The sequence below is a fragment of the Pantoea sp. USHLN256 genome (genome assembly GCF_037149875.1).
GTDB classification, from domain to species: Bacteria; Pseudomonadota; Gammaproteobacteria; order Enterobacterales; family Enterobacteriaceae; genus Pantoea; species Pantoea nemavictus.
This window is the reverse complement of sequence record NZ_JBBCQO010000021.1, coordinates 1-23493: the sequence shown is the minus strand read 5'-3', so window position 1 is coordinate 23493 and position 23493 is coordinate 1. Positions and strand designations below refer to the sequence as shown.

The 23493-nt window shown below is 56.3% G+C and carries 13 protein-coding genes; 4 read left to right on the top strand and 9 right to left on the bottom strand.

The window, feature by feature from the left end; all coding sequences use genetic code 11:
• Positions 1-147 precede the first annotated feature (147 nt).
• The 4 genes from WFL93_RS23865 to WFL93_RS23850 form a co-directional block, all read right to left on the bottom strand.
• Positions 148-1788: a dihydroxyacetone kinase subunit DhaK gene (locus WFL93_RS23865; protein WP_336779190.1), complete on the bottom strand. Its 1641-nt coding sequence runs from the start codon at positions 1786-1788 to the stop codon at positions 148-150.
• A 237-nt stretch (positions 1789-2025) separates the two neighbouring features.
• Positions 2026-3078: a 7-bladed beta-propeller protein YncE gene (gene yncE, locus WFL93_RS23860; RefSeq protein ID WP_336779189.1), complete on the bottom strand. Its 1053-nt coding sequence runs from the start codon at positions 3076-3078 to the stop codon at positions 2026-2028.
• Between the two features lie 215 nt (positions 3079-3293).
• Positions 3294-3503: a DUF1471 domain-containing protein gene (locus tag WFL93_RS23855; protein ID WP_007888545.1), complete on the bottom strand. Its 210-nt coding sequence runs from the start codon at positions 3501-3503 to the stop codon at positions 3294-3296.
• A 304-nt stretch (positions 3504-3807) separates the two neighbouring features.
• A complete protein-coding gene (locus tag WFL93_RS23850) occupies positions 3808-4995 on the bottom strand; it encodes an MFS transporter (RefSeq protein ID WP_007888547.1) in 1188 nt (395 codons plus the stop codon).
• 103 nt (positions 4996-5098) lie between these two features.
• Here WFL93_RS23850 and WFL93_RS23845 point away from each other — a divergent pair, with 103 nt between their 5' ends.
• Entirely contained in the window at positions 5099-6049 is a 951-nt protein-coding gene (locus WFL93_RS23845) for an AraC family transcriptional regulator (RefSeq protein ID WP_049851295.1), read from the top strand.
• A 3-nt stretch (positions 6050-6052) separates the two neighbouring features.
• Here WFL93_RS23845 and WFL93_RS23840 read toward each other — a convergent pair whose 3' ends face one another.
• The 5 genes from WFL93_RS23840 to gltP all read right to left on the bottom strand — a co-directional run bounded on the left by WFL93_RS23840 (position 6053) and on the right by gltP (position 18530).
• Positions 6053-7597 (bottom strand): methyl-accepting chemotaxis protein, encoded by a 1545-nt coding sequence (locus WFL93_RS23840; protein ID WP_336779188.1) that lies wholly within the window; start codon positions 7595-7597, stop codon positions 6053-6055.
• Positions 7598-7939: 342 nt separating this feature from the next.
• Positions 7940-14011, bottom strand: a complete 6072-nt coding sequence (locus WFL93_RS23835) for an autotransporter outer membrane beta-barrel domain-containing protein (RefSeq protein ID WP_336779187.1) — start codon at positions 14009-14011, stop codon at positions 7940-7942.
• A gap of 647 nt (positions 14012-14658) precedes the next feature.
• Positions 14659-16101, bottom strand: coding sequence for a PTS N-acetylmuramic acid transporter subunit IIBC (gene murP, locus WFL93_RS23830; RefSeq protein ID WP_336779191.1), 1443 nt, complete (start codon positions 16099-16101; stop codon positions 14659-14661).
• On the bottom strand, positions 16101-17012 hold the full coding sequence (murQ, locus tag WFL93_RS23825) for an N-acetylmuramic acid 6-phosphate etherase (protein WP_007888556.1): 912 nt from the start codon (positions 17010-17012) through the stop codon (positions 16101-16103). The genes murP and murQ overlap by 1 nt, the downstream gene beginning before the upstream one ends.
• A gap of 216 nt (positions 17013-17228) precedes the next feature.
• Positions 17229-18530, bottom strand: coding sequence for a glutamate/aspartate:proton symporter GltP (gene gltP, locus WFL93_RS23820; protein WP_007888562.1), 1302 nt, complete (start codon positions 18528-18530; stop codon positions 17229-17231).
• Between the two features lie 581 nt (positions 18531-19111).
• On the opposite strand from gltP, the gene acs reads away from it, so the two are divergent.
• The 3 genes from acs (at position 19112) to actP (ending at position 23340) form a co-directional block, all read left to right on the top strand.
• A complete protein-coding gene (gene acs / locus WFL93_RS23815) occupies positions 19112-21067 on the top strand; it encodes an acetate--CoA ligase (RefSeq protein ID WP_049851292.1) in 1956 nt (651 codons plus the stop codon).
• 297 nt (positions 21068-21364) lie between these two features.
• A complete protein-coding gene (locus WFL93_RS23810; protein WP_336779186.1) occupies positions 21365-21691 on the top strand; it encodes a DUF485 domain-containing protein in 327 nt (108 codons plus the stop codon).
• Complete coding sequence (actP, locus tag WFL93_RS23805; protein WP_007888569.1) at positions 21688-23340, top strand: cation/acetate symporter ActP; 1653 nt, start codon at positions 21688-21690, stop codon at positions 23338-23340. The genes WFL93_RS23810 and actP overlap by 4 nt, the downstream gene beginning before the upstream one ends.
• The last annotated feature ends 153 nt before the right edge of the window (positions 23341-23493 follow it).

Here is a 23493-nt window from a genome sequence, read left to right as displayed (position 1 = left end):
ATCTCTCGCATCCCAGGGCATAAGCGACTCCATAAACGGGTTCTTATGCCTTAGTTGTAAGTGTCTACCATGTCCCCGAACAAGTGTTCACGATCTCCCCGGACTGAACAGGGAGAGGGCCGGGGTGAGGGCATCAGCCCGCACAATCTACCCCGCTAACACCGCAAACACCTTCTCAATCGCATACGCGCCCGGATCTTTCACCCCATCCAGACTTTGCTGATTCAGATAGGCCGATCGTCCCGCTTTGGCGCTCTGCATCTGCGCAGTCGCATCCGCGCCTTGCTGAGCGGCTTTAGCGGCCGCCGCCAGCGACTCGCCCGCCACTAACGCTTCCAGCGCCGGTTGCAGCGCATCGACTAACGTACGATGGCCCGGCTGTGCGCCGCCATAATGCTTCATGCGTTCCAGACCGTGCATCAACGCCTGCGGTAGCGCGCTGCCCTCTTCCAGCTGCTGGCCGGCGCTGGTGAACAGAATCGACATCAATACGCCGCTCGATCCACCCATCACCGTTGCCAGTTGCTCACCAATCAGCGCCAGCAAGGTGGGCAGCTCATTCAGTGGCAGCTGCTTGTCCTTCAGGCCGCGCTGAATCTTCTTCGCGCCGGCGGCAAAGGTTGAACCGGTATCGCCGTCGCCAACTTTGGCATCCAGCGCATTCAGCTCGCTCTCCAGATCGATCAACGTTTGCGTGACGCCTGCAACAATCTTCGCCACTTCGGCATTCTCAGACGCATCAAAATCCAGCACGCTGCCGATTTTCTCCGCACGTTGCAGGCTGATCGGCGCAAAGTCATACACCGGCACCCAGCCCAGCACCTGAACCGGCGCGCTTAATGCTGCCAGAAACGGCTCTTCCAGCGCCAGCAAAGACAATGAGAAGCCTTTCATATCCAGCGCACTCACCAGCGTCGCCGGACCAATCAGATGGGTGATGCGCGCCGCCAGCGGCGACTGCAGCACTTCACGCGTTAACAGCGCCAGCTCCAGCTGCGAGAAGCCGCCGAGATTGTTGATCAGCAGTAGCGCCTGCTTGCCTTCCGGCAACGCCTGCGCCAGTTTATCAGTCATGATGCTGCTGATTTTACGGCTGTTTTGCGTATCGAGCGTCACCACACCTGGCTCACCGTGAATACCCATGCCGAGCTCGCTGTGGCCTGGCTCGACGCGTTCATCGCGCTTTTCGCCCGGCACATGACAGGTGGCAAAAGCCAGACCAATCGACGAGGTGGCATCAATCGCGCGCTGCGCCAATGCTTTGACCTCATCGAGTGATTGTCCCTGCTCCGCCGCATAGCCAGCGATTTTATGCACCAGCACCGTGCCCGCAATACCGCGCGGCTGCGGGTTTTCCGGCAGCGCGATATCATCCTGCACCATCACCAGCTCGACCTTGTAGCCCAGATTTTTGGCTTTCTCGGCCGCCAGACCAAAGTTGAGGCGGTCGCCGGTATAGTTCTTCACAATCAGCAGACAACCGGCGTCGCCGGTGACGTTTACAATGGCGTTCAGCACCGCATCGACGCTCGGCGAGGCAAAAATGTCGCCACACACCGCCGCCGTCAGCATGCCTTTACCGACGAATCCGGCATGCGCCGGTTCATGACCGGAACCGCCACCCGAAATTAACGCCACTTTGCTCTTATCCCAGTCCGAACGCACCACCACACGGATCTCATCGCCAAGATCGAGGCGACTGAGGTTATGCCACGGCGTACTGAGTAAAACCCCTTCGATGGCTTCGTTTACCAGATCGTTTTTCTCATGCATAAAAAACTGGCTCATAGCGTCCTCTCTTATGGTGTTGTCGTCCTACAAGGTAGCGTATCTGTGGCGATAAAAACGCAGCGAATGCCAGAAATGCAAAGGGCGGCACAAGCCGCCCAGTAAAACCAGATATCCCCTAAATAATTCAAGTTGCAGGAAGGCGGCAAGGGTGTGAGTCCCCGGGAGCTTACTAAAGTAAGTGACCGGGGCGAGCACACGCAGCCAACGCACCTGCGGCTTGAAGTATGACGGGGATTAAAGGGCGATGCGTAACACGCTGTCCGGATTCTTCGGTGGCTCTTTGCGTGAACCTGGCTGTTTGATACTGACAAACAGCGTTTTGCCATCGGCAGAGAGCGCCAGGCTGTTTGGCAGGCCCGGTGCTTTCACTGTGCGTTTCACCTTGTAGCTGCTGGCGTCGATGATGCTGATTTCACCCGCTTTACGGTGGGTGACGTACAGCTCATCACGATCGGCATTGAACAGCACCGCCAGCGATTCCGGCACATCGATCTTGTGAATCACTTGCTGCGTGCGGGTGTCCAGCACCAGCACCTGCGACTGCTTAGAGTCGCTGAGGAAAGCGCGATGGCCTTGGGTATCCAGCGAGATGTTGAGGAAGAAATGATCTTTGTCGCCCTCAATTTTCTGACGCTTTTCAATCGCATTCAGGCGCGTATTGATGGTCACCAGCTCATTATCCGCATTGGTGACGTACAGCTTTTGCGCGGCAGAATCGATCGCCAGACCGGTACCCATTTTGCCGGTGTTCGGCACGGTGCTGATCAGCTTCAGGGTTTTGCCATCCACCACCCACACCACGCTCTGCTCACCCAGGCCGGTGATGTAAACGCGATCGGTAGCCGCATCGACCGCCAGCTGACGCGGCTGCAGCGGACGCACGGTTTCGCTGCGCTTACGCCCATCCAGCACCAGCGTATTGATCACTTTGCCGCTGGTGGCATCCACTGCGGTCAGTGCAGCATCACGCGTGTTACCTAAATAGAGAATATTGGTTTTCTGATTGAGCGCCGCGCCAAAGGTCGGCAGATCGGTGCTGATGGTTTGCTTCACCGCCAGATCCTGCGGATCAAGACGATAAACGGTGCCGCCTTTTTTGTCGGTTGTGCTTTGCGCGGTCGCCAGGAACAGCGCGTTATCGCTATTGCTAAACGCCAGCTCATAAGCGCCTTTTGAAATCACCTGATTCAACGGCTGAGTTTCCGCCGCGATCGCCGCAGAGGTAGAGAACAGCGCCGTTGCCAGCAACAGAGGACGCAGCGCCCACGATTTTTTATTCGCCTTCATAACTTCTCCATAGCAAAAACACCGCCTGATGGCAGTGAAGTGAAAGCTCGACATTACAACCAATGTTAAAAAAGACAGCCCGAGGCGAGCCGACGAAGGATGTTACTTTTTGAGAATAGTAATCATTTCGGAGGGAAAGTGACAGGATTTTATCAGGTTAGCAACGCCGCCAGGGCGCCCGGAGGCACCCTGTCAGCACAGAACGTTAACGCAACTTATTTGGTCAGTTCGGCCGTCATGTGCACGCCGTTGTTGAAGTTAGCTTCGGTCACTTTATAGGAAGCACCAGCTTCGTGCGCCTGAGCAGCGATTTGCGCTTCTGCACCATCCAGCGTTGAAGCGGTTGCAGTGATGCTTTGAGCGAAGCTCGCGAATGGCAGAACGGTAAGAGCAACAACAGCAGCAAAAGTTTTGATAGATTTCATGGTCAATTCCTTAATAAACGTTTGATTGAGTAAGGCGTCATCGCCTTGTTGAGAGATATAATAGGCGCAGAATTGATCAGTAAAAAGCGGAGAGATTTGCCGTAGTTGTTCGATTATTTTGAACATAAAAAGCACGTTTGGAATAACCCTGGTGCAAACGGTTAAAAATCTGACATTTAGTCAAAAGGCAGGATAAATGGCTGTGATAGGTATTTATGAGAATCCATGCGGTTATCAACCCGGTCGCCATAAATGGCGCCCCGACGGTGTTGTAAGGTCGCCATTTATGGCGACCTGGTAGTGATTAACCGTGATGACGAACGCGGGTGAAAATGGTGATAGCGGCTAACAGCATGAGCACGCCGCTGGCAAGAAACACGCCGCCAGCCCCTTGCAGATCAAACATCCAGCCACCGGCTGCCGCACCGGCGGTGATCGCCAGCTGAATGGTGGCGACCAGCAAACCACCGCCCGACTCGGCATCATCCGGCACCGCACGGGAAATCCACGTTGACCAGCCGGTTGGCATGGAACCAAACGCCAGGCCCCACAGCGCGACGCCCGCCGCCACCAACCATGACACCTCGCCAAAGCTCACCAGCACCAGCGCAGTCACGCTCATCACCAACGCCATTGCCGTCAGCGTCAGCGACACGCTGCGTGTCACCAGATAACCGGCCAGCGAGGTACCAAAGAAGTTGGCCACGCCAAACGCCAGCAGCACCAGCGACAGCTGATTCACATTAAGCTGCGCGCTGCCTTCAAGGAACGGACGCAGATAGGTGAAGAAGGCGAAGTGACCGGTGAACATCATGATCACCGCCAGCATGCCCCAGCGCATCACGCTTTTACGCAGCAGATCCAGCACGCCACCGCTGCGTGCTTTATTCACAGGCGGCATCGCGGGCAAGGTGAAGAACTGCCAAAACAGCGCCAGCACGCCCAACGCAGCCGTCAGTATAAAGATGTTACGCCAGCCGATAATGCCGCCCAGATAGCTCCCCAGCGGCGCCGCAATAATGGTCGCCAGCGAGATACCGCTGAAGACAATAGAGAGCGCGCGCGGCACCTGATCGCTCGGTACCAGACGCATGGTAATCGCGGTAGAAAGCGTCCAGAAGCCACCAATGGCGATGCCAAGCAGCACGCGCGCCAGCAGAATCATCGGCAGATTCTCTGCAAACGCCACCAGCAGTGCGGAGGCAATCAGCAGCAGCGTAAAGGCCAGCATCACCAAACGGCGATCGAGCTGACGCGTCACGTTGCCGATCACCAGACTGGTGAGCAGTGCCACCAGCGCGGTGACGGTCACGGTTTGACCCGCCTGGCCTTCACTGATCTGCAGCGAGGCGGCGATTGGCGTTAGCAGGCTTACCGGTAAGAATTCAGCAGTAATCAGGCCGAACACGCCAAACGCCATGGCAAACACCGCGCCCCATGCCGGTTTGTCCACTTCTAGCGGTGTTTCGACTATTTCAGTATCCAGGCTCATCTGTGATCCCCATCACAAAATATTTAGCGTTAAGCATAGTGAGTGTTCATCAGACGATCTATGATGCAGAAACTTTGTTTTTTGATTATTCGTCTGGATCCGTATGAGCCGCTATGAAGATCTGACCAGTGAACTGTTGATGGGTATGCGCCTCTACGGCGTCAAATATCAGCGCATTGCGCTGCACGCGCCCTTTGGCCTGCAGTTTGACGATGCGCCAGGCCGCGCACAGCTGCATTTTGTTGGGCGGGGATCGTTGCTGATCCGCTCGGCGTCTGGGGTAATCTACCCGCTGCAGGCGGGCGATGCGCTGCTAATTCCGCACGGCAAACCGCACGCGCTGATCTCCAGCGAAGAGGCGACCTGCGAACCCATCTCAACCTTTAATAGCCGACCGATTTGCGGCAGCGTCTGCGCCATCGATGACAGCAGCGAGCTGTGCCCGGATAACAGCGATGTGATTCTGTTCAGTGCCTGTATGGCGTTTGAACTGGGCGGCATGCAGCCGCTGGTGCACACCATGCCGGACGTGATGCTGGTCAGCACGCTGTTGGCGCAGTATCCAGAAATCCAGCCGATTCTTGATGCGATGGAGCGTGAAACGCGTGAGCGCAAAGCCGGTTTTGCCGGGATTTTATCGCGGCTGGCGGATGTGGTGGCGGCGCAGATCGTCCGTGGCTGGGTGGAAAACGGCTGTGGCAAAGGCAGCGGGCTGGTACAGGCGCTGCGCGATCCGCGTCTCAGCCAGGCGATGGCGGCGATGCACCGCGCGCCAGGCGAAAACTGGACGGTGGAGCGATTAGCGCGCGAATCTGGCAGTTCGCGTTCGGTGTTTGCCGCGCGCTTCCAAACGGCAACCGGCATGACGCCGCTGCGCTATCTTACCGAGCTGCGTATGCGATTGGCGGTGGAGCGTATTGTCAATGAGGGCGAAGCGGTGGAAAGCGTCGCCTTCCACCTCGGCTATGGTTCACTGGCGGCGTTTAGCCGTGCGTTTAAACGCATTGTCGGCACGCCCCCCGGCGCGCTGCGCGCCGAACGGGAAATGCGCTGAGGATCAGCGGAACACGCTGATCGCTTCCACCAGCCGATTGGCCTGATGCGTCATGCGGCCCGATGCTTCGGCGCTTTCGGCCACGCGCGCGGCGTTTTGGTGGGTGATATCGTCGAGATCTTCCACCGCAGTGCTGACCTGCGTCAGCGCAATGGCCTGCTCGGCGGTGGCGCCGCTGATTTGCGCAATCAGCGCGGTGACATTCTGCACCCGATCGACAATCTCCTGCATGGTGTGACCGGCTGCATCAGCGTGATCGCTCCCCAACTGCACGCGGCTGGCGCTGGTTTCCACCAGATGTTTAATTTCACTGGCCGCTTTGGCGCTACGCTGCGCGAGGCTGCGCACTTCACCCGCCACCACCGCGAATCCTTTGCCCTGCTCTCCGGCGCGTGCCGCTTCTACTGCGGCGTTCAGCGCCAGGATGTTGGTCTGGAAGGCGATGCCATCAATCACGCTGGTGATGTTGGCGATGCGCTTAGAGCTGTCAGCGATCTCCGCCATCATGCCCACCATTTCCTGCATCACTTCGCCCCCTTTAATCGCGGCAAAGCTGGTGTTTTCCGACAGGCCATTCACCTCTTTGGCGGTATCGGTGTTGCTCTTTACCGTGGCGGTCATTTCATTCATGGTGGCGGCGGTTTGCTGCACGTTGGCGGCGGCTTGTTCAGTGCGGCGGCTCAGCTCATCGTTGCTGCGTGCGATGGCATCGCTGGCGCTTAGCACATTGATTGCCTGGCCGCTGACATCATCCACCAGCCAGCGGAACATCAGGCCAAGCTGGCCGATAGCGCGCAGCGTTACGCCGATCTCATCCACGCGATCGATCTGTTCCACTTTATGGCTGGCACCGGTTGCCACGCTCAACGCCTGGCGGCACATGCGCTCCATTGGACGTGAAATCTGCTGTTCCAGCCACAGGCTCGCTAACAGCAAAATGCCCGCCATGCCGCCCGCAAAGCCGCCAATTGCCAACGGTGCCAAGCCCAGCAGCCAGACGCCCAACACCGAGAGCGGTAGCAGCGTGAGTAACGTCGAGCGAATCCGCCAGCGCAGCGGCAGCGTTTTCAGGATGGAACCGAGGCGGCGCCAGCCAGTGCCGACAATCAAACCTTTATGGAAGCGACGCCCTTTGGCGCGACCTTCACGAAAATCACGATAGCGCTTTTCGGTCGCACGCACTTCCTCGGCTGACGGCTTGGTGCGCACCGACATAAAGCCCTGCACTTTGCCCTCGCGCACCACCGGAATAGCATTAGCGCGCACCCAGTAGTGATCGCCATTCTTACGACGGTTTTTTACCAGCGCCGTCCAAGGCTCGCCCTGCTTCAGCGTCGACCACATATCCGCAAAGGCTTCAGGCGGCATATCGGGATGGCGCACCATGTTATGCGGCTGGCCATTCACCTCCTCCGGGCTGAAGCCGCTCACTTCTATAAAAGCGTCGTTCGCATAGGTGATGTAGCTGTTGAGATCGGTAGTCGACATCAGTGTGGCGTCATCCGCAAAAGCGAATTCGCGCTGAGTGACGGGCTGGTTGTTACGCATGTGTGTGTCCTTGCAAGACGCAGGCTAAAAGAAAAATCGATTACACTTTTTTACCTTTTCGGCACTGCAAGGCTCTGGCTTTAGCGTCAGTTTCAAATTAACCGCAATAAAAAAGCCGCTTTGCAGCGGCTTTCACATTTTTCAGACTTACAGAATCAATTAACGTGGTTTTAGAATATACCAAACTCATCTTTTGATTTTAGAACGCTGCACGAGATTTCCCAAAGCAATTCGTGTTGCAAGAAGGCGGCAAGCTGACTCAGCCCCGGGAGCATAGTTTACTATGTGACCGGGGTGAGGAAGCGCAGCCAACGCACTTGCAGCGCGAAGTGCGACGGGAAATCAGAACTGCCAGCGAACGCCAACGTTATACCGCCACCCTTTGGCGCCGTTGCCGTCGATCTCTTTGCGATAATCCGCTTCAGCGTAGAGCGATACATCCTTCTGCACTGTTGCGGTGCCGCCTGCGCCGACTTCCCACATTTGGCCGAAGTTGCCGCTGTCGAAGCTGGCACCAAAGGCGGGATTGTCCACCGAGGAGACCGACGTTTTCGCCGTTCCGCCCCAACCTTTGTAGTAGTTGGCGCGCAGATATGGCGTGTACTGGCGGTTGCTGTCGTCGGTCCAGGTGCGATCCAGACGTGCGCCGAGGCGGCCAATAGTTTGGTTGTAGTTGCCGTAACGCACCTTGTTGCCATCTTCATCCACGAAGTCGTTCATATTCAGCTTCATGTACATCAGTTGCGCCTGCGGCTCCAGCTTATAGCCATCACCCAGTTCAAACGGATAACCGCTCTCCAGTGACGCTGTCCAGCCGTGACCTTTCAGCTTCGCGACCTCCTGCTGACGCGCGATATCCGTTTCGCCACGATGCCAGTCGAACGACAACACGCCATCAAGATAGAAGCCGGTTTGACGCTGCCAGGTACCGTACAGCGCCAGGCTGTCGCTGTCGAAGGTGGTACTGCTATAACCATCGGCGGCATGCGGACGGATACGCGTGTTACCGCGCGTGTACGCTATCCCACCGCGCAGGCTGTCTTTATCTCCATCCAGACGTAACAGGTTGCCGCCGATCTGCACCGCGCTGTAATCGAGGTCAAAATCGTAGCCATAGTTGCGGAAGCTTTGGTCACTCTTGTACTTCAGGTTTGAGCCGATATAGCGCACAAACATCTCGCCACCGTTGCCATCCGGGCGGGTTTGTTCGTGACGCAGTTCACCAAGACGCTTATGTAAATCGTCAATGATCGCCGCCGTGTAGTAGGCGAGGCCAACCGGTGCTGAAACATAGGAAGGCACCTGCGGCACCACCGCCGGACGCGCATTTTCATTCACGCGGGGTTCCGGGCTAAACGGCGTAATGACCAACGGTGAACAGCTGGTTTCGCCCTGGCAAACGTAAGCGTTCGCCAGACGATAATCCCAGTAGTTGTTGCCTGTGCCGCTAACTAAACGCTGGCTTGGATCGCTGCTGCCCGGCGCGAAGCTATAAAGCTGGTACTGCCAGGGTCCCGCTGACAGATAACCGCCTTGTAAGCCGAAGCTGCTGCCGCTGGCGTTGCCGGCGACCTGCGCCAGCGAAATACCTTCATAGGCATCGATAGCGCCGGAACGGTTTACATCGGTGAGCGCGCCCGTGCTGGCGGCATCGAGTCGTACATTCAGCAGCGTGGTGCCGCTGGCATCGCCAGTCACATTGATGTGGTCGGTGAACTGATTGCTCAGCGCCCCGCCCTCATTAAGGTTGGTGACCAGATTCGCCTGTCCGCCCGTCGATGCCAGTGAGCCATCGATGGTTAAGCGATTACCCGGTGAACCGCTGCCGTTGGTTAAGTCGATAATCCCGGCGTTGTTCACCACCAGCGAGTTGGCACTGCCACCGGCCAACGTTGGATTGACATTGTTACCGGCATACAGCGTTGAACCACTGCCGATGTTGATATCGCTGTGCGCCAGTTTGAGGTTATCGGTTAAGGTCCACTGGGAATCGTTGAAGTTGATGGTGCTCCAGCCGCTGCCCAGGTTGACCCCTTTAGTCAGATCGTCGGCGCTAAATGAGCCACCGCGTGATTCAATATTGTTAAAGGTCAGGGTGTTACCGGTGCCGGTACCGCTGGTGAGATGGTAGGTGGTGCTGAGATCAACATTGCTGACTTCAGCACTGTTGTTGTTATCGTTCCCCATGGTCAGGCTGCCGTTAAGCGTGCCGCCGGTCCAGCGGAACACATCCGAGCCGCCGCCAGGGTTGATATCCCCTCTGACTTCACCTTCCGTTAAGAGAATTTCGTCATTGGCGTTGCTGCCCGCCACCGCCACGGTTTGTGGATTGGCAGTGATGATGTTGCCGAGGTTCTCGAACACCGTTTTACCGCCGCGCAGATCGACCACTGGCGAAGTCAGGCTGTTCGAACTGAGATTGCCGGTATTGACGATGGTGCCCGCGGTGCTGGAAATCAGCGCCGATCCGCCCGCCACATTGTCGATATTGACGTTAGCGGCGGTGGTCACATTACCGGTGGTATTGGCACGGATGCCGGTGCCGCCAGCGCCGGTGACGTTGAACTGATAACCTGAACCGAGCGTTAAATCGCCGCTGGTGGTTGAACCATCGGCATTGACAATATTCAGGCCGGTACCGCTACCGGACACATTGGTGGTGACGGTTGAGGCCGGATCGAACGGCACCGCCGTACGAATGCCGTTACCGTCACCGACGTTGATGGTGAGATTACTCAAACCGACGTTGCTGAGTTCGGCGCGATTTTCAATGCCGTTACCGCTGCCCAGCACGTTCACCGTAGCATCGCTGGCGCTGAGGGCGGTCGCACCGCTATCCAGCAAGATGCCGTGCGCATTGCCGCGCGTGGTGATCACCGTGTCGCTGCCGGTTAGCGCCAGCTGAGCGCCATCGCTGATGCGTACACCTGCAATGCCGTTATCGACATTGATGGTACCGCCTTTCGCCAGGGTGCTGCCGCTGCCGGAGACATCCAGCCCGGTGCCGTTCGCCACGTTCACCACGCCGTTATTGGTGATGGTGCTGCCCGCACGTGAGCGGATACCGATGTTATTACTGCCGGTGAAGTTGAGGTTGCCGTTGTTAACCAGTTCAGCGCCGTTGGTGACATCAATACCCACCGCGTTGGTGCCTGCGCCGCTCACCGCACCATTGTTGGTAACCAACGTAGGCGCAGCGCTACCGTTCAGCGCATTGCTAAGATCGGTCCGCAGGTTATTTACCAGCACGCCAACGCTATTGGTGCCGCTGGCATTGACGCTGTTGCCCGCCGCCAATGTGGCCTGCGCTCCGCCCTCCACCCGCACGCCCGTACTGCCATTGCCGCTTGCGGTGAGCTGGCCGTTGCCGCTGTTCAGCGTACTGCCGCTGCCCGAAACAATTACGCCGGTGCTATTGGCCGCGCTGCTGGTGATCGCGCTGCCGTTGCTCAGCGCCAGCGTGGCGCCATCATCAATGCGGTAACCGGTTGATCCGTTGGTATTAATGTTCAGTGCGTTGGCCGCGCTGTTGATCAGCGATCCTGCACCCGCCGCGTGATAGGCGAGTTGATCGGTATTGTTGAATATCGGCGTTGAAGCCGCTGAAACATTGACTCTGGCACCGCTCAAGGCTTCCGCGCCAATCGCACCGACGCCGTTGAGATTGAGTGCGCCGCTGTTGAGATTCGCCACCGCGCCGCTGCCGCTGGCGCTCACGCCGCGCGTGCGCGCGCTGGTTGTGCCGCCATTAACGTTGATCACGCCGCTATTGTTCGCCGTGGTGGTGGTACCGCTGCTGTTGACCGAAATACCGGTGCCGCCATCGTTGATTGCAATATTGCCGCTGTTGTTAGCGGTTGCGCCACTCTCCACGCGGATGCCCGTGGCGTTAGCGCCGGTAAAGTTTATATCCCCGGTGTTGGTTAACTGCGCACGGTTACGCGCCAGATAGCCGGTTAATCCGCTCTGCGAGGCGTTGAGGGTTGCGGCGGAGTTGAGCGTGGTGCTGGCAACCGGAGAGCCACTATTTTTGCCATTAATATCATGCTTTTGACCATCAACAATCGCCCCAATCGCGTTACTTCCGGTGAGGTTCATGGTGGTGGTGGTGTCGATTACGCCCTTTGCGCCGCCTTCAACGGTAATGCCGTTGGCGCCGGTGCCGCTCACGTTAATCACCGCCGCATCGGTGTTCACATCGGTGCCCACGCCGCTGCCAAGTACCGCTGTAGAACCGGCACCCGATGCCGTTAGCGCCAGGGAATCGCCGTTAAAATCCGCCCCCTGCTCAACACGGAACAGCGTGGAGTTCTGGGTGGTGACATCAAACGGATTATTCCCTAACACTCTGATTAACGCATTGGGGCCGTAGGCGAAAAAGGCAATCTGATTACTGCCGGTGGCGAAAGTCGGTACCGCAGCCGGATCAACCGTTACGGTGGCGTTACCGCGCGCATGCACGCCAATGGCGCCATTACCCCGGAGATTGATTGGCCCATCGACTGTCGACTGTGCTGTGCCAGTGCCCTGTCCCTCAACCCAGACACCATAGTTACGCGTGCCGCTGGCCGGATCGGCAGCACCGGCTACATTGATAACCCCGGTTGACGTGGCGCTCGCGCTGCGGCCATTGGTCGCCAGCACTTTCAGGCCGGTACCGTTCACGCCGTTGAGGTTAATGATGCCGGCGTTATCGATGGTGCCAGCACTGTTGGTCACCAGCATGCCAACGTTTTCACGAGGGATCGCGGCGGCCGCGCCATTCACATTAATGGTGCCGTTGTTGATCATGGTGGCATTGCTGGCGCCCGTAGCGGACATCCCCGCCGCATTTTGCGTTTTGCTGCCGATGGTGATCGCGCCGTCGTTAACCGCGTTACCGTTAGCCACCACGGCAATGCCGCTGGTCAAGCCGCTCTGGTTCATCGCCGTATCGGCAACCACATCATTCACACTGTTTTGTGGTCCGCGCCCGATGTAAATATTGCCGGTGCTGGTATTGGTAAAGCGTGAGGTGTCATCGGTGAGCAGCACCCCGGAAGCCGTGCCGCGAGCGCTGGAGCCGTTCACCCCAACGTTAATATTGCCGCTGTTATTGGCGGTGGACGACGCACCCAGATTGATACCCGCCACGCCATACTGTGAATTGCTGCCGGTAGTAGCGAGGTTAACGATACCGCTGGCACTGTTATTAAACGTACTGCCGCTTTGTACATTCACCGCGTTGGCACCGTAGCCGGTTGAACCCACGCCGGTGCCATCCTGGCGATTGAGGAATCCGCCGTTAATCACACCGTTATTCAGGCCGTTGCTGCCGTCGGTTAATACCAGCGCGGTGCCGTTATTGGTGATGCTGCCGCGACTCGCCAGCTTGCCATCAATCACCGCTTGCGCACCGTTGGAGGCTTTAATCGCCCCACCGGTAGCACCAACCACTTCAAGGGTTTTACCTGCGGCCAGATTTACTTTCGCATCAGGGCCGCTGGCGTTGATCACAATACGATTGCCGATGGGCTGCGTCACTTCGTCCGGCGGCGTCGCGCTAACGTTGTAAACAATATTGCCGCTGCTGAAGGTCACGGCTTTATTAAATTCGGTGAGATAGCGGGTTTTATCGAGGTTGCCGCGCTGCAGCTGACTAATCAGCCAGTTGTTATAACTCTGCAGCTGACTGGCGTTAGTGACGGTAAAGCTGGTGCTGCTGCCGTCCAACGTCTGTACGCTGAAGGCGCCGTTGTAGGTGGCGAGGTTCTGCACGGCGTAAGAGCTGGTCGCCGCACCGCTGCCGTCAGGTGTGGCGGTTGCGCCAAAGAAGCTAATGCGGTTATTGCTGTTCCAGTTCACCGTGCCGGTACCGCTAACGTCAAACAGCTGCGTCTGTTTTGCTGCCATGGTCCAGCTGTTGGTCGCAGCGCTGCTGGCGGCATTGGGCTGGCCAATATTGACATCCAGCGTTCCGCCCGTCACATCCGCCACGCGCACATTGATGTATTGCCCGTTATTCACATTTTGTACATCCGGCACGCTGGTGGTGCTGCTCACCGGAGCCAGCGCTACCAGACTGGCAGAGTTGTAAACCTGGAAGGTGGTATTGGTGCCGGTCGCGGCATCAGGCGTGGTAATGGCAAAGTTTTGCGGGCCGGGATCAAGGCGATCCTGATTGATGAATTGTGAGCCGGAGGTAATGGCCACTTGTCCTAGCGTGGTGGAGACCGCACCGTCAGTGCCTGCGGTGAATGCCTGGTTACCGGTCAGCGTTTCACTGCCACTGCTGACCACCAGCTTGCCAACCTGATTATCATTAACTTGCGGCGTATATGCGCCTAACGTAACCGCCTGACTTTGAATCGCTGGATAGAACAGCAGTTGCGCCGCCATCATCCCTATCGCAATCGGATTTAATTTGAACCTCATACTTCCTCCAGTGGGCGTGCAGCGTCCACGCTGTTATTGCAACAGCGTTAAATTCATCTTGAGGGGATAAAACGGCAGGTTAATACCAATCCCGTGTCGTCATTTAATTTGAGAACCACTGTGTGAAGAAAATAGAGCGCAGCGAAAAAAGGATAGAGCTATCGTTATTTACCCTCAGCCATTCGCATCGCAGGAAGCTGGGCTCATGCTGCCAGAGCATTTGCAAATTGAAATCTAACGGGCATAGATTTAATGGCTTAATGTATAGACTTTTTTGCTGGCGGATGCAAAAAGCAATTTCGGGTAACTTATTGTGATGATGGATAAATAATTGCGAGGCAGGCGAGATATTCCAAATAAATTAAGGCCAATTAATATTTAAGGTCTAGCTTTCTATCCTTTTAATAAATCCTTAATTTTTTCCTGACATTTTACTTACATATGGCCCTTATGTGGTGAAATCCCCTTTGCCGGGATAAGCGATACGAGGGAGTGTAAAAGTGTGACAGGAATCACATTTACCCAATGATTCAACAGTGCACAAACCGTAGCGGCGCGATTTATCGCGCTGTTTTCAAACGATGTCACGGCTATATGAGCGCGATAAATCGCGCCGCTACAAAACTGTGCATTGCGCAAAATCCAACTTAACTCAAATCGACATTACGGGTTCCGCCCCACCAGGTAAACGCGAATCCACCAATCCACGCCACGATCAACCCCGCGAGATAGACCGCCATACCGGCAAAAATCCCCTGCGATGAAGTCATCAGCGGCAGCGTTACCAAACCCGATGGACCGAACACCGTGTTCATTCCCACCGGCAATCCTAGCCACGCCACCAGCCCGATAAAGAAGCCACCCAACGCGCCACCGCAACAGGCGGTGATAAACGGCTTGAGGCGCGGTAGCGTTACGCCATAAATCAGCGGCTCACCGACGCCGAGCAAGCCTGGCACAATCGCGCCTTTAATCTGCTTACGCAGCAGCGAATGCTTATCCGCTTTGCACCATAACGCCAGCGAAGCGCCAACCTGCCCGGCGCCCGCCATGGCCAGAATCGGGAACAGCGAATTAAAACCCTGGGTTTCCATCAGCGCGAAATAGACCGGAATAAAGCCCTGATGAATACCGAACATCACGGCGATTAAAAACAGTCCGGCGAGCAGGGCACAACCAAACGGATTATTATTCAAATGAATAAACAGCCAGGACATGCCTTTAAACAGTTCGCCGCCAATCGGCATAATCACCAGGAAAGTGACGGCACCGGTAATTAACAGCGTCAGTAATGACGTTAAAATCATATCGAGATTATCGGGAATGATTTTGCGCAGCTGTTTCTCAACCCAGGCACCAAATATGGCCGCCAGCAGCACGCCAATAATGTTGCCACGCGGATCGATTACCATCCCGAAGAAATCTTCCATGCCGCTGTAATAACCGACCGTGGCTTTTGGCGCATACCCAAGCACAAACAATGACGCGATAATCGCCCCGTTGACGCCCGTTCCGCCAAACGCTTTCTGTGCGTTGTAGCCGATCAAAATACTCAGGAAGGTGAACAGCCCTTTGCCGAACACCTTCATGTACGCCACGGTATCCAGTAGCCAACGCGCATGATCGCCCGGCTGATTGAGGTGGAAGATCTGCTCAATTAGCGTAGCAAAACCTAACAGTAAACCGGCGCCAATAAAGCCGGGAATCAGCGGGGTGAAAATGGTGGCAAAGCAGGAGAGAAAGCGGTGCAGCGCGCTGGTCTGTTTCGCCTTCATCTGCTGCTTTTGCGCGCTGGCAATGATGTGCAGATCGCTGGGTGCATCCGCCGCGCTGGCATGATTGAGCAGCGCCTGCATCTTCTCCGCTGCAGTTTGCGCTTTGCCCGGACCCAGGACGATCTGTAACTGCGCATCGCTCTCGATCACGCCCAGTACGCCCGGCAGCGTTTTCAGTTTGGCGCTATCCACCTGCGCGGCATCGGCCAACGTCAGGCGCAGGCGCGTCATGCAATTGCCGCACTGCACCACGTTAGTCACTCCGCCCACCGCGTGCAGGATGTCACGCAGCAGCCCTTCCGTGATGGCGGCCATCATTGTGCTCCCGCGTCGCGCAAGGCCTGGCGGATAAAGCCCTGATTCTGGCTGAGCAGCGATGTCGCCTCTTCAGCAGTGAGCCCGGCCAGCACCATCACAATCGCGGTTTTGCAGTGGCCCTGGCAGGCTGCCAGCGCCTGCTGCGCCGTGGCATCGTCGCAGTCAGTGGCTTGCTTGACGATATTCACCTGCCGCTGCACCAACTTCTGGTTGGTGGCTTCAACATCAACCATCAGGTTGCCATACACTTTGCCGCTGCGAATCATAGCGCCGGTGGTGAGCATATTCAGCACCAGCTTCTGCGCGGTGCCCGCCTTCATGCGCGAAGAGCCGGTCACCACTTCGGGGCCAACCACTGGCGTCAGCGCTACGTCAGCGGCGTGCGACATCGGGCTGTTGGGATTGCAGGTTAACGCCGCCGTCAATGCGCCCTGCTGTTTTGCATAGGCCAGTGCGCCGAGCACATACGGCGTGCGACCGCTGGCAGCAATGCCGACCAAAACGTCGTTAGCCGCAAAGGCGATATCACGCAGATCCTGTGCGCCCTGCTCAACATTGTCTTCGGCGTTTTCAACCGCTTGCAGAATCGCGGTGTGCCCGCCGGCAATCAATCCCACCACCTGGCTGCGCGGCGTGCCAAAGGTTGGCGGGCATTCACTGGCATCCAGAATGCCCAACCGGCCCGATGTCCCCGCGCCACAATAGATAAGGCGTCCGCCTTTGCTGAACGCGGCGGTAATCGCATCCACTACCTGCGCAATCTGCGGCACGATGGCTTCTACTGCCAGCGCCACTTTTTTATCTTCATCATTAATCACGCGCAGCATGGCTTCGGTCGACAGTTCATCGATGTTTTGGCTGGCTGGGTTACGCCCTTCGGTGATCATCTGGCTGAGATCGATCTGCATGAAACACTCCTGAGAGAGAATAATTTATTCGGAAAACTATATATCAAACCGAATTGTTAATTCCTCTGCTCTGGAGATATTTTTGTGTTTTGCCGCAGCGGGCATAAAAAAACCCGCCGATGGCGGGTTTCTGGGGATACCGGTCGCCATGAATGGCGACCCTAAAATTGTTTGTCGAGGTTTTCGTAGGGTGCGCATTCATGCGCACCGGGCAAATTAGCTGGCGCTTTGCGTACGCAGCTGTTGCTCGTAGGCGGCGGCTTGTTTGGTGTCGAACTGGTCTTCCCAGCGCGCAATCACCAGCACCGCCAGCGCGTTACCGATCACGTTCAGCGCGGTACGCGCCATGTCCATGATGCGATCCACACCGGCGATAAACGCCAGACCTTCCAGCGGAATACCGACACTGCCCAGCGTCGCCAGCAGCACCACGAAGGAGACGCCCGGCACGCCAGCGATTCCTTTCGAGGTCACCATCAGCGTCAGCACCAGAATGATCTCGTCAGTCAGCGACAGGTCGATGCCATACAGCTGCGCGATAAAGATCGCCGCGATGCTCTGGTACAGCGTTGAACCGTCAAGGTTGAACGAGTAGCCGGTCGGCACCACGAAGCTGGTGATGGCTTTCGGCGCGCCGTAGGCTTCCATCTTTTGCATAATGCGCGGCAGCACGGTTTCTGAACTCGAGGTGGAATAAGCAAGAATCAGCTCGTCTTTCAGAATGCGCATCAGAGTAGTAATGCGCAACTTACAGAAGCGCGCCACCGTGCCCAGCACCACGAAAGCAAAGAACAGAATCGCCACGTACACCAGCAGCACCAGCTTGGCCAACGGATAGAGCGAGGCAAAACCGAAGTTGGCGATGGTGACGGCAATCAACGCAAACACGCCGACCGGCGCATAGCGCATGATCATGTGCGTCACTTTAAACATGGTTTCGGAAATAGAACGGAATACCGTCACCAGCGGATCGCGATGTTCCGATGGCAGTGCCGACAATCCCATACCAAACAGCACCGAGAAGAAGATAATCGGCAGCATGTCGCCCTTCACCAATGAGGCAAAGATGTTCTGCGGGATCAGCGACAGAATGGTGGTCACCAATCCATGCGGTGCGCCCTGCACGGCTTCGGTTGTGGCTTCGTATTTAGAGATGTCCACCGTTGCCAGCGTTGACATATCAATGCCGCTGCCGGGTTGGAATACGTTGGCCAGCGTAATGCCGACCACAATGGCAAGGGTGGTGATCACTTCAAAATAGATGATGGTTTTGACACCAATACGTCCGAGCTTTTTCGCATCGCCAACGCCCGCAATGCCGACAATCAGTGAGGAAATCACAATCGGCACCACAATCATCTTGATCAGATGAATAAAGATGTCACCAGCTGGCGTCAGAATGTTAGTGATTAACCATTCACGATCGTCAGGCTGATTATGCAGCACGGTTCCCACAATCACGCCCAGAATCAGCGCAACTAAAATCTGCCATGCAAGGGTGAACTTAAAACCTTTCATAACGCGTTATTTCCTCAGTTAAAAACCCCTTTGCTCTGCTGCGAAGGTGCAGGAGAAATGTCACACAGGGAAGTGAGCAAAAGCCCGATAAAATAGAGGGTTATTTATGACTACGTCGGTTACAGCTGTGCAGGCATTTTGCGCCGGCGAAGTGATGCAGTCTGAGTTGATACCTGCTGAACAGGGCCGAGATAAGTACCATTTTCACTACGGTAAATGCAACCCCCGGCGCGATAGCGCAAATCTTATTCAGGTTAGTAGCATAAAATGCTGACAATGGTTAACGGCTATAACTCGCTGTTATGAAAAGTGTTAATTCGATAAGTTTCAGCATAGCTATGCACTATTGTGCAAAAAGCGGCCCGGCTCGTTTGCCGATTATTTGCACAGCAGCGGCAGAGATCTCGTAGGCTTACAGCAGATGATGGGGCATTTCACGCCAGGTTTTAGCGCAGCGAACGCGTGTCATTTAAGGGGGCTAAAAGGTCGTGATCCAGACTACAAAACAGAAACAAAGCCCTGACACGGTCTTCAATTAACCTTTGATTGACATATGATTAACATCTTCAAGGAGGTCAGCCATGAGCCAAATACATAAGCATCCCGTACCCGCTGCCATCGCAGCGAATGCTCTCATTAATGCCGATCAGTATGCGGCGCTGTATCAACAATCGGTTGACGATCCCGACACCTTTTGGGGTGAACAAGGCAAAATTCTCGACTGGATTAAGCCTTACAGCAAAGTGAAAAATACCTCCTTTGCCCCCGGCAATATTTCAATTCGCTGGTACGAAGACGGCGCGCTTAACCTCGCCGCCAACTGCCTCGATCGCCATCTGGCCACCCGCGGCGATCATCCCGCCATCATCTGGGAAGGCGACGATGCCAGCGAAAGCAAAACCATCACTTTCCGTGAGCTGCACGGCGATGTCTGTCGCTTTGCCAATGTGCTCACCAGCCTCGGCGTGAAGAAAGGCGACGTGGTCGCGATTTATATGCCAATGGTGCCGGAAGCGGCCGTGGCGATGCTGGCCTGCGCGCGCATTGGCGCGGTGCACTCGGTGATTTTTGGCGGCTTCTCACCGGAAGCGGTGGCGGGACGCGTGGTCGACTCCAACGCCAAACTGATCATCACCGCCGACGAAGGCGTACGCGCTGGTCGCAGCATTCCGCTGAAGAAAAACGTCGATGATGCCCTGAACAATCCGAACGTCACCACGGTGAAAAATGTGGTGGTGTTCAAGCGCACTGGCAAAGAGTCCGGCTGGCGCGAAGGTCGCGATTTGTGGTGGCACGATCTAATGGCGAAGGCCAGCGATCAGCATGAGCCTGTCGCTGTCGATGCCGAACATCCACTGTTTATCCTGTACACCTCCGGTTCCACCGGCAAGCCAAAAGGCGTGCTGCATACCACCGGCGGTTATCTGGTGTATGCCGCCAGCACCTTTAAGTATGTGTTTGATTACCATCCTGATGATGTCTATTGGTGTACCGCCGACGTCGGCTGGATCACCGGTCACAGCTATCTGATTTACGGTCCGCTGGCATGCGGTGCCACCACGCTGATGTTTGAAGGCGTGCCGAACTGGCCGAAGCCAAGTCGTATGGCAGAAGTGGTGGATAAACATAAAGTAACGTTGCTGTACACCGCGCCAACCGCGATTCGCGCCCTGATGGCCGAAGGCGATAAAGCGATTGAAGGCACCGATCGCAGCAGTCTGCGCATCATGGGTTCGGTGGGTGAACCGATCAACCCGGAAGCCTGGGAGTGGTACTACAAAAAGATTGGCGACAGCCGTTGCCCGATCGTCGATACCTGGTGGCAGACCGAAACCGGCGGCTTTATGATCACGCCGCTGCCGGGTGCCACCGAACTGAAAGCCGGTTCCGCCACTAAACCGTTCTTCGGCGTACAGCCCGCGCTGGTCGATAACGAAGGCAATCCGCTGGAGGGCGCTACCGAAGGCAACCTGGTGATCGTCGATTCCTGGCCAGGCCAGGCACGTACGCTGTATGGCGATCACGATCGTTTCGAGCAGACCTACTTCTCCACCTTCAAAAATCGCTACTTCAGCGGTGACGGTGCGCGCCGTGATGAAGATGGCTATTACTGGATCACCGGCCGCGTGGATGACGTGCTCAACGTCTCCGGTCACCGCCTGGGCACCGCCGAGATTGAATCGGCGCTGGTGTCACATCCGAAGATTGCGGAAGCTGCGGTGGTGGGCATTCCGCACAGCATCAAAGGCCAGGCGATCTACGCGTATATCACGTTAAACCACGGCGAAGAGCCGTCGCCCGAGCTGTATACCGAAGTGCGTAACTGGGTGCGTAAAGAGATCGGCCCGATTGCCACGCCGGATGTGCTGCACTGGACCGACTCGCTGCCGAAAACCCGCTCCGGCAAGATTATGCGTCGCATTCTGCGCAAAATCGCCGCGGGCGATACCAGCAATCTCGGCGATACCTCTACGCTGGCCGATCCGGGCGTGGTAGAGAAATTGCTGGAGGAGAAACAGTCCATCACCATGCCGTAAGCGGCATCGACCCGACGGAGAGTGTCAGCCTGTCCACGGCAGGTTCCTCTCCGTCACCCTGACCTTACGCCGTATGCCTTTCAACATCGCACAACCCATAACCAAAATAATTCGAGCTGCAGGAAGGCGGCAAAGATGAGAATTCCAGAAGCTTACTGAAGTAAGTGACTGGGATGAGCATACGCAGCCAACGCACCTGTAGCTTGAAGTATGAAGGGTATATATAACTAGAATATTCAGCCAGTTAAATCACTTCATTGTGAGATTTCCGTCTGCCTTGCCTCTGGAGAAAATGTGATGAACGAAACCCCTGAACAGGAAGCAATCTGGCAACAAGTCGAAAGTAATCCGCGCTATCACGAACTGGTGCATAAGCGGCAGGCATTCGCACTGTTGCTCAGCATTATCATGCTGGTGCTCTACGTCGGCTTTATTCTGCTGATCGCCTTTGCGCCCGGCTGGCTCGGTACGCCCTTACATACAGGCACCAACGTGACGCGAGGGATTCCGATTGGCATCGGGCTGATCGTGATGTCGTTCGTGCTGACCGGCGTCTACGTGTGGCGCGCTAACGGCGAGTTTGACCGCCTGACCAAACAGATCCTGAGCGAGGTGAAATCATGAAGCGCTTGCTCTCGATGTTTTTGGCTATCGTGCCTGCCAGCGTATTTGCCGCCGATGCCATAACCGGCGCGGTGCAGCGCCAGGCCACCAACTATGAAGCCATCATCATGTTCGTGGTGTTTGTCGCGGCGACGCTCGGCATCACCTATTGGGCCTCGAAACGTACCCGCTCGCGCAGCGATTACTACACCGCTGGCGGTAATATCACCGGTTTCCAAAATGGCCTGGCCATCGCCGGCGACTTTATGTCTGCCGCCTCGTTCCTCGGTATTTCTGCCCTGGTTTACACGTCGGGCTACGACGGGCTGATCTACTCGCTCGGTTTCCTTGTCGGCTGGCCGATGATCCTGTTTTTGATCGCCGAACGCCTGCGTAATCTTGGTCGTTACACCTTCGCTGATGTCGCATCCTATCGCCTGGCGCAAAAACCGATTCGTACGCTGTCGGCCTGCGGTTCGCTGGTGGTGGTGGCGCTGTACCTGATTGCACAGATGGTCGGTGCCGGTAAGTTGATCCAGCTGCTGTTCGGTTTGGATTACCACATTGCGGTGGTGATGGTCGGTATTTTGATGGTGTTGTACGTGCTGTTTGGCGGCATGTTAGCCACCACCTGGGTGCAGATTATCAAAGCGGTGCTGCTGCTGTTTGGCGCCAGCTTTATGGCGATTATGGTAATGAAGGCCACCGGTTTCAGCTTCAACACGCTGTTTACCGAAGCCATGGCGGTACACCCCAAAGGTGCGGCGATTATGCAGCCTGGCGGATTGGTGAAAGACCCGATATCGGCGTTATCACTCGGCCTGGGCTTGATGTTTGGTACCGCCGGTTTGCCGCATATTTTGATGCGCTTCTTCACCGTCGCCGATGCGCGTGAGGCACGTAAAAGCGTGTTCTGGGCCACCGGCTTTATGGGCTACTTCTACTTCCTGACCTTTATTATCGGCTTCGGCGCGATTTTACTGGTGGGATCGAATCCGGCCTTCAAAGATGCCAGCGGCGCCCTGCTCGGCGGCACCAATATGGCCGCGGTACATCTGGCGAACGCGGTCGGCGGCAGCCTGTTCCTCGGCTTTATTTCAGCTGTGGCTTTCGCCACCATTCTGGCGGTAGTGGCAGGTCTGACATTGGCGGGCGCTTCAGCGGTGTCACACGATCTCTATGCCAGCGTGATCCGCGAAGGTAAGGCGACGGAACGCGATGAACTGCGCATCTCGAAAATCACGGTGTTGGTATTAGGTGTGGTGGCGATTGCACTGGGGATTCTGTTTGAAAAGCAGAACATTGCCTTTATGGTCGGCCTGGCGTTCTCGATTGCTGCCAGCTGTAACTTCCCAATTATTCTGTTGTCGATGTACTGGTCGAAACTGACCACGCGCGGCGCAATGGTGGGCGGCTGGCTGGGACTGATCACTGCGGTGCTGCTGATGATTCTCGGACCGACGATTTGGGTGCAGGTGCTGGGGCATGACAAGCCGATTTATCCGTATGAGTATCCGGCGCTGTTCTCCATGCTGGCGGCGTTTATCGGCATCTGGCTGTTCTCGATCACCGACCATTCGGCGCGCGGTGCCCAGGAACGTGCTCGTTTCCGTGGACAGTTTATTCGTTCGCAGACGGGGATAGGGATTTCGCAGGGTAAATCGCATTAGTTTTGTGCGTTGTTCCCCTCACCCCGGCCCTCTCCCACCTGTGTGTTCAGTCCGGGGAGATCGTGAACACTTGTTCGGGGACATGGTAGACACTTACAACTAAGGCATAAGAACCCGTTTATGGAGTCGCTTATGCCCTGGGATGCGAGAGAT

Coding starts and splice junctions, on each gene's coding strand:
- WFL93_RS23865 (WP_336779190.1), bottom strand. CDS start 1,788: ATGAGCCAGTTTTTTATGCATGAGAAAAACGATCTGGTAAACGAAGCC.
- yncE (WP_336779189.1), bottom strand. CDS start 3,078: ATGAAGGCGAATAAAAAATCGTGGGCGCTGCGTCCTCTGTTGCTGGCA.
- WFL93_RS23855 (WP_007888545.1), bottom strand. CDS start 3,503: ATGAAATCTATCAAAACTTTTGCTGCTGTTGTTGCTCTTACCGTTCTG.
- WFL93_RS23850 (WP_007888547.1), bottom strand. CDS start 4,995: ATGAGCCTGGATACTGAAATAGTCGAAACACCGCTAGAAGTGGACAAA.
- WFL93_RS23845 (WP_049851295.1), top strand. CDS start 5,099: ATGAGCCGCTATGAAGATCTGACCAGTGAACTGTTGATGGGTATGCGC.
- WFL93_RS23840 (WP_336779188.1), bottom strand. CDS start 7,597: ATGCGTAACAACCAGCCCGTCACTCAGCGCGAATTCGCTTTTGCGGAT.
- WFL93_RS23835 (WP_336779187.1), bottom strand. CDS start 14,011: ATGAGGTTCAAATTAAATCCGATTGCGATAGGGATGATGGCGGCGCAA.
- murP (WP_336779191.1), bottom strand. CDS start 16,101: ATGGCCGCCATCACGGAAGGGCTGCTGCGTGACATCCTGCACGCGGTG.
- murQ (WP_007888556.1), bottom strand. CDS start 17,012: ATGCAGATCGATCTCAGCCAGATGATCACCGAAGGGCGTAACCCAGCC.
- gltP (WP_007888562.1), bottom strand. CDS start 18,530: ATGAAAGGTTTTAAGTTCACCCTTGCATGGCAGATTTTAGTTGCGCTG.
- acs (WP_049851292.1), top strand. CDS start 19,112: ATGAGCCAAATACATAAGCATCCCGTACCCGCTGCCATCGCAGCGAAT.
- WFL93_RS23810 (WP_336779186.1), top strand. CDS start 21,365: ATGAACGAAACCCCTGAACAGGAAGCAATCTGGCAACAAGTCGAAAGT.
- actP (WP_007888569.1), top strand. CDS start 21,688: ATGAAGCGCTTGCTCTCGATGTTTTTGGCTATCGTGCCTGCCAGCGTA.